This is a genomic window from Peribacillus sp. B65 (genome assembly GCF_058513295.1).
Window position 1 is genome coordinate 2593627 of the sequence record NZ_CP195840.1, and the last position, 15779, is coordinate 2609405.

The 15779-nt window shown below is 40.8% G+C and carries 13 protein-coding genes and 2 riboswitches; of the genes, 9 read left to right on the forward strand and 4 right to left on the reverse strand.

The genetic code is table 11. The features are described 5' to 3' along the window. The first annotated feature begins 795 nt into the window (after positions 1-795). The gene (gene ltaS, locus ACSR9O_RS12680; protein ID WP_101223681.1) at positions 796-2763 is read left to right on the forward strand and encodes a lipoteichoic acid synthase; all 1968 of its coding nucleotides are present in this window, start codon (positions 796-798) and stop codon (positions 2761-2763) included. A gap of 55 nt (positions 2764-2818) precedes the next feature. Here ltaS and ACSR9O_RS12685 read toward each other — a convergent pair whose 3' ends face one another. Further along, complete coding sequence (locus ACSR9O_RS12685; protein WP_101223680.1) at positions 2819-3439, reverse strand: RraA family protein; 621 nt, start codon at positions 3437-3439, stop codon at positions 2819-2821. 377 nt (positions 3440-3816) lie between these two features. Then, positions 3817-3996 carry a hypothetical protein gene (locus ACSR9O_RS12690; protein ID WP_101223679.1) on the reverse strand — a complete coding sequence of 60 codons (180 nt, stop codon included), beginning with the start codon at positions 3994-3996 and terminating at the stop codon, positions 3817-3819. 118 nt (positions 3997-4114) lie between these two features. Here ACSR9O_RS12690 and ACSR9O_RS12695 point away from each other — a divergent pair, with 118 nt between their 5' ends. From ACSR9O_RS12695 to ACSR9O_RS12725, 7 genes are all read left to right on the forward strand, one after another. After that, positions 4115-4444, forward strand: a complete 330-nt coding sequence (locus ACSR9O_RS12695) for a DUF948 domain-containing protein (protein WP_101223678.1) — start codon at positions 4115-4117, stop codon at positions 4442-4444. Positions 4445-4484: 40 nt separating this feature from the next. Further along, a riboswitch (guanidine-I (ykkC/yxkD leader) is annotated at positions 4485-4583 on the forward strand. A gap of 49 nt (positions 4584-4632) precedes the next feature. Beyond that, positions 4633-4953 carry a quaternary ammonium compound efflux SMR transporter SugE gene (gene sugE, locus ACSR9O_RS12700; RefSeq protein ID WP_101223677.1) on the forward strand — a complete coding sequence of 107 codons (321 nt, stop codon included), beginning with the start codon at positions 4633-4635 and terminating at the stop codon, positions 4951-4953. 54 nt (positions 4954-5007) lie between these two features. Then, a complete protein-coding gene (locus ACSR9O_RS12705; protein ID WP_101223676.1) occupies positions 5008-5541 on the forward strand; it encodes a YhcN/YlaJ family sporulation lipoprotein in 534 nt (177 codons plus the stop codon). A gap of 150 nt (positions 5542-5691) precedes the next feature. Beyond that, positions 5692-7203 (forward strand): spore germination protein, encoded by a 1512-nt coding sequence (locus tag ACSR9O_RS12710; RefSeq protein WP_230176182.1) that lies wholly within the window; start codon positions 5692-5694, stop codon positions 7201-7203. Positions 7204-7226: 23 nt separating this feature from the next. Beyond that, positions 7227-8327 carry a GerAB/ArcD/ProY family transporter gene (locus ACSR9O_RS12715; RefSeq protein ID WP_230176183.1) on the forward strand — a complete coding sequence of 367 codons (1101 nt, stop codon included), beginning with the start codon at positions 7227-7229 and terminating at the stop codon, positions 8325-8327. Next, positions 8324-9406: a Ger(x)C family spore germination protein gene (locus ACSR9O_RS12720; RefSeq protein ID WP_230176184.1), complete on the forward strand. Its 1083-nt coding sequence runs from the start codon at positions 8324-8326 to the stop codon at positions 9404-9406. The genes ACSR9O_RS12715 and ACSR9O_RS12720 overlap by 4 nt, the downstream gene beginning before the upstream one ends. An 84-nt stretch (positions 9407-9490) precedes the next feature. Next, positions 9491-11170 (forward strand): glycoside hydrolase family 13 protein, encoded by a 1680-nt coding sequence (locus ACSR9O_RS12725; protein WP_491724473.1) that lies wholly within the window; start codon positions 9491-9493, stop codon positions 11168-11170. Positions 11171-11218: 48 nt separating this feature from the next. Here ACSR9O_RS12725 and ACSR9O_RS12730 read toward each other — a convergent pair whose 3' ends face one another. Together ACSR9O_RS12730 and ACSR9O_RS12735 are read right to left on the reverse strand one after the other, a co-directional pair. After that, positions 11219-12670, reverse strand: coding sequence for an amino acid permease (locus ACSR9O_RS12730; protein ID WP_230176186.1), 1452 nt, complete (start codon positions 12668-12670; stop codon positions 11219-11221). A 96-nt stretch (positions 12671-12766) separates the two neighbouring features. Then, a riboswitch (Lysine riboswitch) is annotated at positions 12767-12952 on the reverse strand. A gap of 254 nt (positions 12953-13206) precedes the next feature. Continuing rightward, positions 13207-14169, reverse strand: coding sequence for a LacI family DNA-binding transcriptional regulator (locus ACSR9O_RS12735; RefSeq protein ID WP_101223671.1), 963 nt, complete (start codon positions 14167-14169; stop codon positions 13207-13209). Between the two features lie 678 nt (positions 14170-14847). On the opposite strand from ACSR9O_RS12735, the gene ACSR9O_RS12740 reads away from it, so the two are divergent. Continuing rightward, complete coding sequence (locus ACSR9O_RS12740; protein ID WP_101223670.1) at positions 14848-15771, forward strand: metal ABC transporter solute-binding protein, Zn/Mn family; 924 nt, start codon at positions 14848-14850, stop codon at positions 15769-15771. Positions 15772-15779: the final 8 nt, after the last annotated feature.

Genomic DNA, 15779 nt, shown 5'->3' on the forward strand with positions numbered 1-15779 from the left:
ATACTTGAAGCTTTCCGTTTCCAAGAGGAGTTTTATAAATTGTAATTTAAGTTAATTTTGGTAAATCAAATCTTTTATGGATGATAAAAATTATCCTGAAAGTAAAAATATAAAACTAATATGATCAGGATTTTCAGGAAATATTTTTGAAAAAAGCTAATAAAGAAGCCGGAGGGAATGATGTCGATATTACACGAAATCCATTTGTTATTTTATGGGATTTTGGAGCGGCAGGATGCAATTATGAATGAGTCAAACTTTTGCACGCTTGGGTTTTGAATGGGGTAACAAAAGTGCGGAGGAGAGATGCCATCCATGTATTCGGCAATCCAGTTTCAACTGTCGAATTATCGGGAAAGGAATCCTCGGAATTACAGGTATTTTTCAATAATTGAAGATTTATATCCTTACATATTTTGTAATGTACTGGTTTTTTTATAAAGAGTCGTTTATAATGGAAAAGGTTCAAGGACGTGAAACTAAAACAGTGACTGTCATCCGCAGTCACCCCAAAAAGTTACGGTAATATTTATTGGATTAAGACATGGAGTTCCTATATATTTGTTATAGGTGCGCTGAACATTCGAGACGGGCGAACCTCTGTATTTTTTCAAAGGCTTGTTCATAAGCTAAAGAAGTGTTCTGGATTTAGAGTTATGGATGTGACAAAAGGTGGTTTTCACAATCTTGACTATCCAAGTGAAAGAATGCTATTATAAGGTTTCCGTTTTTCCGTCTTTTGTAAGTTTGTAAAAATTTATATAAATAAACCACTAGATTAATAGAGGTGAAAGCATGAATAATTTTCTTAAAAAAAGCCGGCATTTATTTGCAGATAACATACTAGGCTTTTTCTTTATTGCGGTAGTCTTGTTTTGGATAAAAACTTATATTGGATATCGAATTGAATTTAACTTAGGTCTTGAGAATGGACTGCAACAGTTCTTGCTGTTCATAAACCCGATTAGTTCAGCCATATTATTCTTTGGCTTGGCACTATTGGCTAGAGGCAAAAAATCGTTTAAATGGATCATCAGGTTGAATCTATTGATGTCCCTATGGTTATTCTTCAATATTGTATACTACCGGTCATTTACCGATTTCATTACATTGCCAACCCTGACGCAAGTACAAAATGCCGGGGATTTAGGACCGAGTATTTTAGAATTATTTAAAGGTCATGATGTATTTTATTTCCTTGATACGGTTCTTTTGATCGTATTGTACAGATTCAAAGACTTTAAAGTGGAAGACTTCAAAGTCAAGCGCCGTACAGTCGGAATGGTTTACCTAGCGGGACTTGCAATTTTCGCGATCAATTTAGGACTTGCTGAAAAGGATCGCCCGCAATTATTATCAAGAACATTCGACCGAAACTATATCGTCAAATATTTGGGCATGTTCAACTATACGGTTTATGATGCCGTTCAGAACACTAAAACATACGCTCAGCGTGCGACTGCTAACAGCACGGATATCGCAGAAGTCGTCAACTATACGAAAGCAACAAGCGCTGAACCGAACCCTGAGTATTTTGGTGCAGCCAAAGGTAAGAATGTCATCTACCTGCATTTGGAATCAATGCAGAATTTCCTGATTGATTATAAGTTGAATGGGGAAGAAGTAACTCCATTTTTGAACTCACTTGCAGCAGATAAGTCAGATTTCATGCACTTTGATAATTTCTTCCATCAAGTAGGCCAAGGTAAAACGGCGGATGCTGAATTCATGCTTGAAAATTCCCTGTTCGGGTTACCACAGGGGGCAGCATTCACAAACCGTTCCCAAAATACGTATCAAGCGGCACCAGCTATTTTAGGACAACAAGGATACACATCTGCTGTGTTCCATGGTAATTACAAATCTTTCTGGAACCGGGATAATATGTATAAGTCTCTTGGTTTTAACCAGTTCTTTGATGCTAACCATTATAATATGGAAAATAAAGAGGAAGTACTAAGTTATGGATTAATGGATAAGCCTTTCTTTAAGGAATCGATTCCAATGTTAGAAACGCTTAAACAACCTTTCTATACAAAATTCATAACGGTGTCTCATCATTTCCCATATTCGATGGACCAGGAAAAAGCAACGATCGGTAAGCATACGACAGGCGATGCTTCCGTTGATAGTTACTTCCAAACTGCACGCTATGCCGATGAGGCGCTTAAAGAGTTTTTCGATTATCTGAAGGAATCCGGTCTATATGATAATTCGGTAATCGTTATGTATGGTGATCACTATGGTATTTCCGAAAACCATAAAGAAGCCATGTCAAAAGTGCTTGGCAAGGATGTTGGCGCATTTGAGAATGCCCAATTGCAACGTGTACCTTTATTGATTCATGTTCCAGGTGTTGAAGGCGGGGAAATGCACCAATACGGAGGACAGATTGACCTTCTCCCGACTTTATTGCATCTGTTAGGAATTGAATCTAAAGATTATGTACAATTCGGTTCAGATTTATTGTCAAAAGATCATAATGAAGTAGTTCCTTTCAGGAATGGTGATTTTGTAACACCGGATGTCACTTCCATTAAAGGGAAATACTACGATACTAAAACAGGAGAATTGGTCGAGGAAAATGATGATATCCTCAATTATAAAAAGAGAGCTGAAACGATGCTCAATTTATCCGACCAAGTAGTGAATGGCGACTTACTCCGTTTCTACACTCCAAATGGTTTTAAACCGATAGACCCTGCTGATTATGATTACACATATGATGAAGAGGCTTCTAAGGAAGATAAGACCGATAAATAAGGCTAATGAAAAAACAGGCAGGAAGCCATCGCTTCCTGCCTGTTTTTTATATGTGTCATTCTTTATTGGTCATCATGGCAATATACTTTCTAATTTCATCAGGCTTCCCTGCATATTTTTCAGCACGCTGTTCATCCTTCATGATTTTATCCTTCGCTTTATTCAGAATTTCTTCACCCTTTGCTTGTGGCACGACCACGACTCCATCCATGTCACCTATGATGATGTCACCTGGAAGTACCGTGACACCTCCACAGGAAATGGTGATATTTGTTTGGCCTACACCTGCCTTGCCGCTTGAGGCAACCGTCGTCCCTTTGCTGAAAACAGGGAAATTCAATTCTTTAATCGCTTCAAGATCGCGAATGACTCCATCGATAACGAGACCGCCAACTTCCATGGTCTCCATCATGCCGACGACAAAGTCTCCTGCTATAGCCCGGTATGTATCACCCTTGCTGTCAACGACAATTATATCCCCAGGCTTTGCTTCACCAATTGCTTTTAACACGGCTGAATTATCACCGACGGGCATCTGTACGGTCAAAGCTCGTCCGGCCAGACGAAACTCTTCCTTTAAGGGTTTAATCGCCGATTCCAGATTGCTCAACCCGTCCATTGCATCAGAAATCGCCGTGGTGGGCAAATTCCTGAACTGTTGAATAAGAGTATCCATGACTATGATTCCTCCTTAAGAGTTAATGAATATAGCCTAATTATACACAAATCCTGTAATTTTCTAATAACTTTCCGTTTGATAAAATGGCAAATGTAGTGTAAACAATTTATGAAGGGGGAGGGAAGTTCTTCTGTCGCAAGGGGGTTCAAGTCAAATTCCTTTTTAATCAATCGTTTGATTAAACTTTTTAGATCATCGTTATGAAGGAATTGAAATCACTTAGCAGTAAGGGTGAAATCCAACGCGCCGGCCTGTTGCCTGCTTGGTTCCGTATGTACTTCTGAATGTTGCGCATACCCTCGGTGTTTTCCTGATGTGGGTGTCAGCGAAGAAATCCATAACTCAACCAGTGTGCGGGAGGCTAATTACAATCTTCAAAGCAGGAGCAGAATCAAGACGGATGTTGCCAGTGTAAGCCAAAGGGGACTGAAAATTTCTGGATGAATGATTAAAAAAATGATTCCTGCAATAGTGGCAGCCTGCTGTATGGTCATATGTCTGATAAAGTGGATTCCAGCTTTAAAACAGGCTTTAAGCAGAGGCATTTGATTCATTTTCATTCCTCCTTTTTCTTTCAATAATATGACCAGGCATAAAAGAAAATACATAGGGATTCGTTTTCTGCTCAATTATTACGGGTATAGTAAAGGTAAAATAAAAGGAGGAATCTAGGTGGTCATTGTATATATTAGTCTTGCCCTCTTTATCGGAGCGATTATCTATTTAGCGTTTTTTGCTTTTAAAACATTTAAGGATTCCAAACCCACAATTGAAAATGTGACTGAAACCGTTACACGCATCCAGGCCAAAACGGACCAGATTAAATCGGAGACGGACCAACTCGCCATGACCCAGCAAGAAATCACTGAAGATGTCCAATATAAAAAAGAGGCCGTGCAATATACGGTTGAGGCGGCTAAAGAAATACCTGAACCCTTTAAAAATATTTGGTTTTCAATTAAAGGTGACAAGTGGAAGCTTAGAAACAGAAGCGATGCATAAGTGTTTGACCGATTTGAAATGTACATGATATAGTATGGAAATAATAAGTTTCTAGGGTTCCTCGGCTGAATTTTACCGGAATGGTCCAAGAGAAACGCGCAGAAACCTGCGTACACGGAGGGAAAAAAGCCCGGGAGGTTATGATTTATGACCTTTCGGGCTTTTTTTTGTAATTGGAGGGAAAATAGATGGCATGGGTTCAATTGGTGATTGCAGGATTATTTGAAGTGGTATGGGCGACAAGTTTAAAGTATACCGAGGGTTTTACGAAATTATTACCTTCTATCATTACGATTGCTGGCATGGTTATTAGTTTTTACTTTTTGTCATCGGCTATAAAAACGCTGCCTATGGGGACAGCGTATGCAATTTGGACAGGGATAGGGGCTCTTGGAGCTGTTCTGGTAGGCATCATCGTATTTAACGAGCCTAAGGATGCGATGCGTTTGGTATTCGTCGGTTTCATTTTGGTGGGAATAATCGGCTTGAAGGTCACTTCTTCTGAATAATCTATCCACTCCTCGCAAATAGTAATGTTAAATGATTTTTGAGGAGTGAAGAATATGAATTATAAAGCGATAGTATCAAGTGCGATGATGGCTTTAGTGATTACAGGTTGTGCGACTAATGATAACGAAGGAGCCAGTGAAAATCTTGGCCTGAATCGTTCCCATCAGGATAATTTAGATAATCCGATGAATGTAAGCGACACAAGGCAAAATGTTAATGATGAAAATAATGCTAATAATAATAATGGTATTAACGGTATGAGAGTCTCCGATGATATCTCAAATCGAGTTGAAGCCATGAAGGAAGTAAGTAATGCGAGTGTCATCGTGACTGAAAATAATGCTTATGTAGGGGCAGTATTAAAAGATGGCGGGGATAAGGATATCTCGAATGACCTTAAAGAAAGGGTTGCTGATACAGTAAGGGGAGCCGATCCATCAGTAGACCAAGTTTATGTGTCGGCAAACCCGGATTTTGTTCAAAGAATGGAAGGGTATGCGAATGATATCGAGAATGGAAAACCCGTTGCAGGATTCGCTGAAGAGTTCCGTGAACTTGTAACACGGATTTTTCCAAGTCAAAGGTAATTGGTTATTATTGAATTAAAGACTTATCCGGTGGATTCCGGATAGGTCTTTTCCTATTTTAAGGATATCGGTGGATCATGACTAACTTTAAATAGGGTGGTTACAATAATCGAATGAACTAAAAAACTTTTGAAAGGTAATGGGGGTGGGATGGTGAGGTTTTTTAAGGGCAGGGGGAAAATGGATGAAGCATCCTTTCAGGTTACTTCCAAGGATTTTCAGGAACTCCTTAAAAAATTTAAGGCATCTGATGATTTTCTTACCTTCCAATTCCCGAATGATGATGGCTATATCATCTCCTACTTCAATTCACTGGTTAGTGCACAACAGCTTCATGAACAAGTATTGGCAGTCATGTCGAATCAACCAAAGAAGGATCTTAAGCAACTAAAAGGCGATATTCCGATGGAAGATATGAAATTGACTGCTGATCTAAAAGACATTCAAAGGTTGGTTTTGGCAGGATCGATCATGATCCAATACAAGCAAGATGATGAAATATTTTTGCTCATTCCATGTGTTCACAGTGTGAAAAGGCAAATTTCCACACCCGAGTCGGAGTATACCGTCGTTGGGTCCAAGGAGGCCTTTGTTGAATCGCTTGATTCTAATTTGAATCTGATCCGTAACCGGTTGCCCACTCCTGAATTGCAGTCCAAGGAATTTCGGGTCGGGAGCATCTCGCAAACAAGGATAGCGGTACTCTACATAGATGGGGTGGTAAATCAAAAGATCATTAAGACAGTCATGCAGAGAATTGAAGATATAGAATATGATACAATCGTCGATATTTCGTTTGTAAGCCAGATGATCACGGATAATCGGAATTCGATGTTTCCCCAATTGATTGACACGGAGCGGCCTGATCATCTGGCCAGTGTATTATCGGAAGGGAAAATAGGGATCATGCTGGATGGGTCTCCTCATGCATTGGTTGGTCCAAATACCATCATTTCATTCTTCTCGTCATTTGAAGATTATTTTCAAATTTGGAATCTCGGTACTTCATTCCGTTTGATTCGGCTTTTCGCAGTGCTGTTTTCCGTTTTGTCTTCACCTCTGTATGTGGCCGTTTTAACCTATCATTATCAAGTGATTCCAACGGATTTGCTGCCAATCTTAATATCATCCAGGGGAGTGATCCCTTTTCCGCCGATCTTGGAAGCGATCGTGCTGGAAGGGACGATCGAATTGCTGAGGGAAGCGGCGGTCAGGCTGCCTGCTAAGGTTGGCTCTACCATCGGCATTGTTGGCGGTATAGTCATCGGTACAGCCGCTGTGGAAGCGGGATTTGTCAGTAATGTCTTGTTGATGCTTGTCGCTTTGGCTGCCTTGGCTTCATTTACGGTGCCGATTTATCAAATCAGCAATACGATTCGTCTTATCCGCTTCCCCTTTCTAATTGCAGCCCAGTTATACGGGCTGTTTGGAATAGCGTTATGCAGTGCCTTCATTTTAAGTCATTTATTGAAATTGACTTCGCTTGGCAGTCCATATTTAGACCCGCTTTACCCCTTAAGAATTCATGACTTTAAAGATAGTCTGATTCGCCTCCCTTTTTCAAAACAGAAAAAACGCCCGCAGTTTCTGCGGACGGAAAATCCAATAAGGATAAGGAAGGAGGCGGAAACGCGAAACTCCCATAATGATATCGATGAATAAGGTATAGAAAGCGGTGAGAAGGTATGGAAGTCAAACCAAATGAAACTAAACAAATATCTCCATTTTTTGTTTTTTTTCTGATGCCGGGCATGCAGATTGGAGTAGGGATATTGGGGTTTGAACGGATCATAGCGAAAGAGGCTGGCCAAGACGCATGGATATCGGTCCTCATATCAGGGTTGATCATAAATGTTCTGCTTTGGATGTGTTTCAAGCTTTTAGGCAGGGGTCCCCAAACAATTGACTTGGTCGCCATCCACAAGGATTTATTTGGTAAATGGGTCGGAAATGCTTTCAATATTTTATTCATCCTCTACTTTATAATGATCTCCATCATTCTTATCAGGACTTATTTAGAAGTCATTCAGGTTTGGATGTTCCCTGGTGTCAATGTCCTGATGCTAACAACCATCATTCTTATGCTCGTGTATAGTTTTGTGGAGGGAGGTTTCAGGGTCATTACCGGTTTTTGCATAATCGGGCTTATTATCGGATCGCCATTATTCCTTTTGAATTATTTCCCATTGAAGTTTGCCCACTTTGAAAATTTGGGTCCATTTCTTGATCATTCCTTTTTGGCAATCATGAAGGCCTGTAAGAAAATGACCCTGAATTACCTTGGCTTTGAATTGCTCCTCATTTATTATCCTTTCATTAAAAATCGTGAAAAATCTCAAAAGTGGGCCCACTTAGGGGCGTTGTTTACTATGTCGATTTATTTAGTATCGATTGTTGTTTCATTAGCCTACTATCATCAAGATCAGCTGAAAGATGTAATTTGGGCAACTTTGACGTTATGGAAAATCGTAGACCTTCCATTCATTGAAAGGTTCGAATACATAGGGATTTCCGTTTGGCTGTTCATGGTGCTGCCGAATGTTTGCATAGGGGTTTGGGCAGCAAGCAGGACAGCAAAAAGAGTATTTGGATTAAGACAGAAAAAGATGTTGGTTTTCATTCTGATCATCATCTTAGTTTCTTGCATTTTTTTGGATAACCGCTATAGAATCGATAAATTTAACACGATCAGTTCGCAAATTGGTTTTTATATCGTTTATTTGTATCTTCCACTCCTATTCCTATGGCAGTCGATCGTCTATAAAGTCAGGGGGCATAAATCATGAAAATCAAACTACTCTTTATAATATTATCAGGCTTTTTGATGACGGCGTGCGGCGTGGAAAAGCAAATATTAGAAGATATATTAATTGCTGAAGTCGTTGGTTATGATGATGCCGAAGAGAAAAGAATCAAAGGTACGGTCGTTGTCAGTGTTCCTCAGCCTGGGGAGGAAGCAGATCTGGGTAAAGAAGTATATGAAGCGAACTCCCATGATATAAAGGCGGCCCGCCAGCAAGAAAATGCAAAAACACCATACCCGATTGTCGGCGGGAGACTGTCAGTCATTCTATATGGTGAAGAATTGGCAAGTAAGGGGTTGAATGATTATGTCGATACATATAGGCGTGACCCAATGGTGGGAAGGGATTTGTATTTAGCGGTCGTTCATGGCAAAGCGGAGGATGTAGTTAAAATGGAGCCGAAGTTGATTAAAACTCCAGGAGTTCAAGTGAAAGAGCTGATCGAACAGAATATAAGGACTAATTTGCCTGATGTAGATCTTCACAGGTATTTATATGCGTATCATGGTAAAGGAATCGATCCGGTCATGCCTTTATTGGAAACAACAGGAGACCAAATACGGGTGAGAGGGATCGCCTTGTTTAAAAAGGATCGTTATATCGGTAAATATATCCCTTATGAAGACGGCTTTTTATATAAAGTCCTTAGTGAAAACTTTAAGCTGGGGAGTTATGAAATTAAATGGAAGGAAAATGACTTTACCGATATCAATAACGTGGAGTCACGTGTCCATTATCATATTTCGAATGCCAATCAAGACCCCAAGGTCAGGATTGGAGTGAAAATGAAAGCGAGTCTGCTGGAGGTCCATGGCTATGACTTGGGCAAAGCGGTCGACCTGAATAGAATAGAGGCCAGGGCCGAGCGGATCATTGGTAAAAAATTAAATGAGATGGTAACCATGTTTCAGGAGAACAATATAGATCCGCTTGCACTCGGTGATCATGCTAAAAGTAAAACAAGAAATTTCGATCAAAAACATTGGGAGGAGGCATATCCCGATATTCCGATCGAGGTCGATCTGGATATTGAAATGATTCAAACGGGAATAGCTGAATAAAAGTAGAATATTCTGGAGTTTCCCCCTTTATAATAGGGTATTGGTGTAATGATTGTGCTAATGCGGCTAAAAAGGGGGAAAAGCATGGACAAAGCATGGTGGAAAGAGGCAGTTGTGTATCAAGTGTATCCAAGGAGTTTTATGGATAGTGATGGTGATGGGATAGGGGATATAAACGGGATATTGATGAAACTCGATTATTTACAAGAACTGGGTGTGAACGTGATATGGCTATCCCCAGTTTACCAATCTCCCAATGATGACAATGGGTACGATATCAGTGATTATAAATCAATCATGACTGAATTCGGGACAATGGCTGACTTCGATAGGTTGTTGACGGCAGTTCATGAACGTGGAATGAAGATCATGATGGACCTGGTGGTCAACCATTCTTCAGACGAACATCCGTGGTTCGAGGAATCGCGATCCTCAAAAGATAATCCGAAACGTGATTATTATATTTGGAAACCTGGCAGGAATGGGAAGGAGCCAAATAATTGGGAGTCCATTTTTAAAGGTTCGGCATGGGAATATGATGAAGGAACCGATGAATATTATTTACATTTATTCAGCAGGAAACAACCGGATTTAAACTGGGAGAACCCTAAGCTCCGTGAAGAAATCTACAGTATCATGACATGGTGGCTGGATAAGGGTGTCGATGGCTTCCGGATGGATGTCATCAACTTCCTATCAAAAGATCAAAGCTATTCGGATGGAGCCGTTCGCCATGAGAAGCAGTTTGGTGACGGAAGCCCATTTTTCCTGAATGGCCCGCGCATACATGAGTTTTTACAGGAAATCAATCAACGGGCGCTTTCTGGGTATGAGGTGATTACGGTTGGGGAGATGCCAGGCGTCACACCGGAGGACGCACAATTGTTCACAGGTAAAGATCGTGGTGAGCTACATATGGTCTTTCAATTCGAACATATGGATTTGGGGAGAGGGCCTGAAGGAAAGTGGAGTAATGATAAGTGGAAGCTTACCGATTTAAAGCGAATTCTTTCCAAGTGGCAGACTGGTTTGGAGGGGGATGGCTGGAACAGTTTATACTGGAACAACCATGATCAGCCCCGGGTTGTCTCAAGGTTTGGTAATGATGGAAAGTATCGTATTGAAAGCGCTAAGATGCTTGCTGCTTGTCTTCATATGCTTCAGGGTACACCTTATATATATCAAGGGGAAGAGCTGGGCATGACCAATGTTGCATTTGAAAGCATCGATGAATACCGGGATATCGAAACATTGAATTCATATGACGAACTAGTCAATTCTCATGGCTGGTCAAAAGAGCGGATGATGTCAGCCATTCACGCCCGCAGCCGAGATAATGCGAGAACACCGATTCAGTGGAATGACTCCCGGAACGCAGGATTCACGCAAGGGACTCCTTGGATTAAGGTTAATCCCAATTTCCCCGAGATTAATGCAGAAAAGGCCTACAATGATCACAATTCCATTTTTCATTTTTATAAAAAGCTTATCCAATTACGCAAGGAACATGATATCGTCGTTTATGGCCGTTTTGAACTGCTGTTCCCGGATGATGAACGAATATTTGCCTACACGAGATCGTTGGAAGAAGAAAAGCTGTTGGTGCTATGCAACTTTAAAGAAGAGCAGGCCTCCTATACTTTGCCTGAAGAGCTGCATGCATATTCTGCCACAAAGCTGATCGGCAATTATGATCAGGAGGAAGAAGGAATCTCCAGCAAACCCCTGCAACCATATGAATGCCGTGTTTATCAATTGAAATGAAAAAAGGACCTGTTCTTCTTCGATTAGGAAGAACAGGTCCTTTGCGTATTATTTTGATTTAAGGTCACATTCCTCAAGCGGAATGATTTTCGTTTTGTGCTTAATTTTATAGCCGAACCATAAGACGAAAAATAGAATCAAGCCAATGTAGGAAACGAACATTGAATTCCAGTCGATCCCATCGCTGCTGAAAGCTTGATAGCCTTGTCCGATAATAATGATAATACAAAGGACAAGTGCGAATATAGGCCCGAATGGGAAGCCTTTTGCCCGGAATGGTAAAGCATTCATATCAAGGCCTTGAGCTGCGTAGGCTTTGCGGAACCGATAATGGGCAATCGCAATCCCTACCCAGGTGACGAATCCCGCCATGCCTGAAGCGTTCAATAACCAGATATAAACGACGCCATCACCGAAAAACGAAGCTAAGAATGCAACGCAGCCAACTAAAGAAGTCACGATAAGGGCATTCACGGGTACTCCTCTTTTATCTAACTTGCCTAGGAATTTCGGTGCTTTACCATCACGTGCCAAGTCCCATAGCATACGGGTTGAAGCGTACATGCCAGAGTTACCGGCTGAGAGTACGGATGATAAAATGATCGCGTTCATGATGGATGCAGCAAATGCAAGGCCGGCCCTTTCAAATACAAGCGTAAATGGACTTACGGCAACATCTTCACTCAATAAACGTGAATCGGTAAACGGAATGATCATGCCAATTACAAAAATGGCTAAGATATAGAATAAGATGATACGCCAGAAAACGGATCTGATCGCTTTTGGGATATTTTTTTCTGGATCCTCACTTTCACCTGCAGTCACTCCAAGCAATTCCGTACCTTGGAATGAAAAGCCGGCAGCCATGAATACGCCTAGAATCGTGAAGAATCCTCCGTTAAAGGGACCTTCGCCCATTGTGAAATTGGAAAAACCGATTGGGTCTTTGCCACCCATGATTCCGAGAATGATCAGTACACCCGTGATCAAGAATATGACGACTGTCACGACCTTGATCATGGCAAACCAGAATTCTGTTTCCCCGAAACCTTTAACTGACATGTAATTGATAAGAAACATAATGATTAACGCAATGGCACTCCAGATAATTGAAGGGCTATCCGGGAACCAGAACTTCATAATTAAGACAACGGCTGCCAATTCGGCAGCAATGGTGATTGCCCAGTTATACCAGTAGTTCCAACCAATCGCAAAACCGAAAGACGGATCGACGAATTTGGATGCATAGACACGGAACGAACCGGCCACTGGCATGAACGCTGCCATTTCTGCAAGACTTGTCATTAAGTAATAAACCATGATGCCGATGATTGCGTATGCCACCAAGGCACCGCCGGGTCCGGCTGAATGAATGGCCCCGCCACTAGCTAAAAATAAACCTGTTCCAATCGTTCCACCTAATGAAATCATCATTAAATGACGCGCTTTCAGGCTCCTTTTCAGTTCAGTAGGGCTTGATGGTGATTGTGAATTTGACAATTGATGTTACACTCCTTTTTATTGGAAGGGAACGAAAAATAAAAAAACAGCAGTCGAAAAAGATCGACGGCTGTTTATAATAAACCCGTTTATCCTTCCGAAGATAGCTCCCCACGCTTTTCTGAAAAAACGTGACAGTGGTGTTCCTGTTCGGTTACACCGCCAGCAAGAATATACATGGAATATACCCTAACTTCGGCAACTTATCCTTTCAAACGGAGTCTTTAATTTTCCAGAATCTCGTCCGTTTTACTTTTATAAGCTGCAGCCTCTAACTCATCGGTAAATGAGGAAGTATTCAATTTTCTATAATCGTTTGCGTCAGTTTAATAGGTGACGTCGGACGATTGTACTCATGAAATTCATGCAATCGTTAATAGATTGCTAGTAATTGAGTAAACTTTACTATATCAAAATTATAAAATAACTTCTGGGATATCGCAATGATTATTTTAGGTGGTTATTTTTTCCTAGTTGAATGATGGCAGTAAGGAAGAATTCAAGTGACGATATACTAAAATAAAGCATCCTGATAACTAAACGGTTTTCCTTTTTATTAGGGCGTAGTCCAGTTTTACATGTTTGACCTCTCCAGGATTCTCAAATAGGTCCACTGCCATTTTCCCAATCCATTCCAGCGGTAAGGAAATGGTCGTGATGTCGAGCATTTCGCCAAGGCTATCATTATTGAAGCCGAGAATGGCCACATCTTCCGGTACCCTTATACCCGATTTCTTAGCGGTAAGAATGAATCCTGCCGCCGTGTCATCATTCGTGATGATGATGGCTTCAGGTTTATCCATCATCGAATTCCATTCCTGAAACAATTGTTCACCGTCTTTGATGTGATAACTGCCTTCAAACAGCCATTCTTTATTGTTTATCAGTTGATGTTTACTCATGATATCGTTAAAGGCTTTTGTGCGGTGGGAACTATTTCTGCTTTTTTTACGGCCGAGGCTGTATCCGATTTTCTTATATCCTTTAGCGATCACGTACTCAAGGGCACAGGAGAAAGCTGCATAATGATCAATGCTGATGGATGAGAATTCAGCCTGAGCTGTATCTTCACATAAAATAATCGGTCCGTATTTTTGATATTCCAAGAGGATTTTCATTTCTGAAATCCTTGAACAAACGATAATGCCATCGAGCTGCTTCATTTGCAGCATATTAAAAGCCTGGATTTCTTTCTCTCTATCATAATTTGTTTGAAAGATGACGATATGACAGCCGATTGCATTTGCCTGTTTAGTGATTCCGTTAACGATTGCCCCGTAATATGGGTGATTGTTGAAGGGGATGATGATGCCGATAAGATTGGTCTTGCCTTTTGAAAGATGAATGGCGTTGATGTTTCTCGTATAATTCAAACGATTGATCGCTTCTAAGACGCTCTTTCTTTTATCGGGGCTTACATATGGATGATCATTCAATACACGAGACACTGTTGAGACAGATACACCAGCACATTGAGCTATTTCTTTAATATTTGTCATGGTATCACCGTTTTTTCTTTTTTTTTATTGTACAGTATGAAACCCATTTCAGGGCAAGGGAACAGTGTGGGACTGCTGAAGATTTCTTCAAATAAGGTCTTGTTCTGGTATTGGTTTCATCCTTTAAGATTTGTTTAAGTCTTAGAGGAGGAGGAAATCATGATGTTCCAAACTTTAATCACCCTGGTTGTGCTTTGCGGAATCGAATTGGGATTTGCGTACTTGGCAATTTCATTGAAACAGGAAAAATGAGTGGCAATGCCAGTCAAGAATTCCGCGGTATTACCACGTTTACTCGTGAATTTTGGCATTTTACTCGTGAAATTCACACATTTACTCGTGAATTTCATGTCGTCCAGAAATAGCTCCCCTATATTATATTCACCATTAAAACTCCACAATATAAATATAACTTCATCGTTACGTATCATGTACGGAATGACTGGCTGTCAGGGAGCTCCCTAGTGAGATTCCTGACAGTTTTTATTGTGTGTAAAAGTCATTCGCCTTTTTGAAATGTTTAAAAAATAGTTGCACTTTTTTTGTATATTTGTGTATAGTATAAAATAAGTTGTGTAGAGGAAACTTTTTAGCATTTACGACAATGTAAAAAAATTTACACTTAATTTTGCGTTCGGCAAACATTTTTAGGGAAATGAAAAAGAGGAGGGAATATGGATGGGTTTTCTAAAATCTATTGGGGGTGTGCTTGCTGCATTGCTGATTTTAACGGGGTGCGGTAATGATACAGCCGATAGGGATAAAGGCAATGGCAAGCTAAATGTCGTTACAACAACGGGAATGATTGGGGATTTGGTTGAGAATATCGGCGGTAAACATGTCGAGGTCACCAGTTTAATGGGACCGGGAGTCGACCCCCATCTATATAAAGCGACACAGGGTGATGTTAAGACACTGGATTCGGCTGATATGATTTTTTATAACGGATTGCATCTTGAAGGGAAAATGACGGATATATTTGAAATGATGAGTAAGGATAAACCGACGATTGCCGTAACGGAGGACTTTAAGGAGAACCAGCTTCGTAAAGTGAGTGCAACGGACCATGATCCCCACGTATGGTTTGATGTAAAGCTTTGGATCGTTGCGGCGGAGGCAGTTAAGAAAGAATTGATTGCCAATGATCGGGAACATGAAGCAGAGTATCGTGAAAATTATGAGGAGTACGTCCTGCAATTGGAGGAACTTGATAAATATGTTCAAGAGGAAATTAATAAAGTACCGGAAGATCAACGGGTTCTCGTTACAGCACATGATGCTTTTGGATACTACGGGCAGTCATATGGCCTGGATGTAAGAGGGCTCCAAGGGATCAATACTTTATCGGAATATGGATCAAAAGATGTGACGGATATGCGTAATTATCTTGTGGAGAACAAAATAAAAGCGATTTTCATTGAGTCAAGCGTACCAAGGAAGGCTATCGAGGCTGTCATTCAAGGGGCAGGTAAGCAGGGTCACAAAGTGGAAATCGGCGGGGAATTGTTCTCGGATGCAATGGGTGAAAAAGGGACGGAAGAAGGAACGTATATCGGAATGGTCCGTCATAATACAGACACCATCGTCCGTGCATTGAAATAAGGGGGAGA

Coding starts and splice junctions, on each gene's coding strand:
- ltaS (WP_101223681.1), top strand. CDS start 796: ATGAATAATTTTCTTAAAAAAAGCCGGCATTTATTTGCAGATAACATA.
- ACSR9O_RS12685 (WP_101223680.1), bottom strand. CDS start 3,439: ATGGATACTCTTATTCAACAGTTCAGGAATTTGCCCACCACGGCGATT.
- ACSR9O_RS12690 (WP_101223679.1), bottom strand. CDS start 3,996: ATGAATCAAATGCCTCTGCTTAAAGCCTGTTTTAAAGCTGGAATCCAC.
- sugE (WP_101223677.1), top strand. CDS start 4,633: ATGGCATGGGTTCAATTGGTGATTGCAGGATTATTTGAAGTGGTATGG.
- ACSR9O_RS12705 (WP_101223676.1), top strand. CDS start 5,008: ATGAATTATAAAGCGATAGTATCAAGTGCGATGATGGCTTTAGTGATT.
- ACSR9O_RS12710 (WP_230176182.1), top strand. CDS start 5,692: ATGGTGAGGTTTTTTAAGGGCAGGGGGAAAATGGATGAAGCATCCTTT.
- ACSR9O_RS12715 (WP_230176183.1), top strand. CDS start 7,227: ATGGAAGTCAAACCAAATGAAACTAAACAAATATCTCCATTTTTTGTT.
- ACSR9O_RS12720 (WP_230176184.1), top strand. CDS start 8,324: ATGAAAATCAAACTACTCTTTATAATATTATCAGGCTTTTTGATGACG.
- ACSR9O_RS12725 (WP_491724473.1), top strand. CDS start 9,491: ATGGACAAAGCATGGTGGAAAGAGGCAGTTGTGTATCAAGTGTATCCA.
- ACSR9O_RS12735 (WP_101223671.1), bottom strand. CDS start 14,169: ATGACAAATATTAAAGAAATAGCTCAATGTGCTGGTGTATCTGTCTCA.
- ACSR9O_RS12740 (WP_101223670.1), top strand. CDS start 14,848: ATGGGTTTTCTAAAATCTATTGGGGGTGTGCTTGCTGCATTGCTGATT.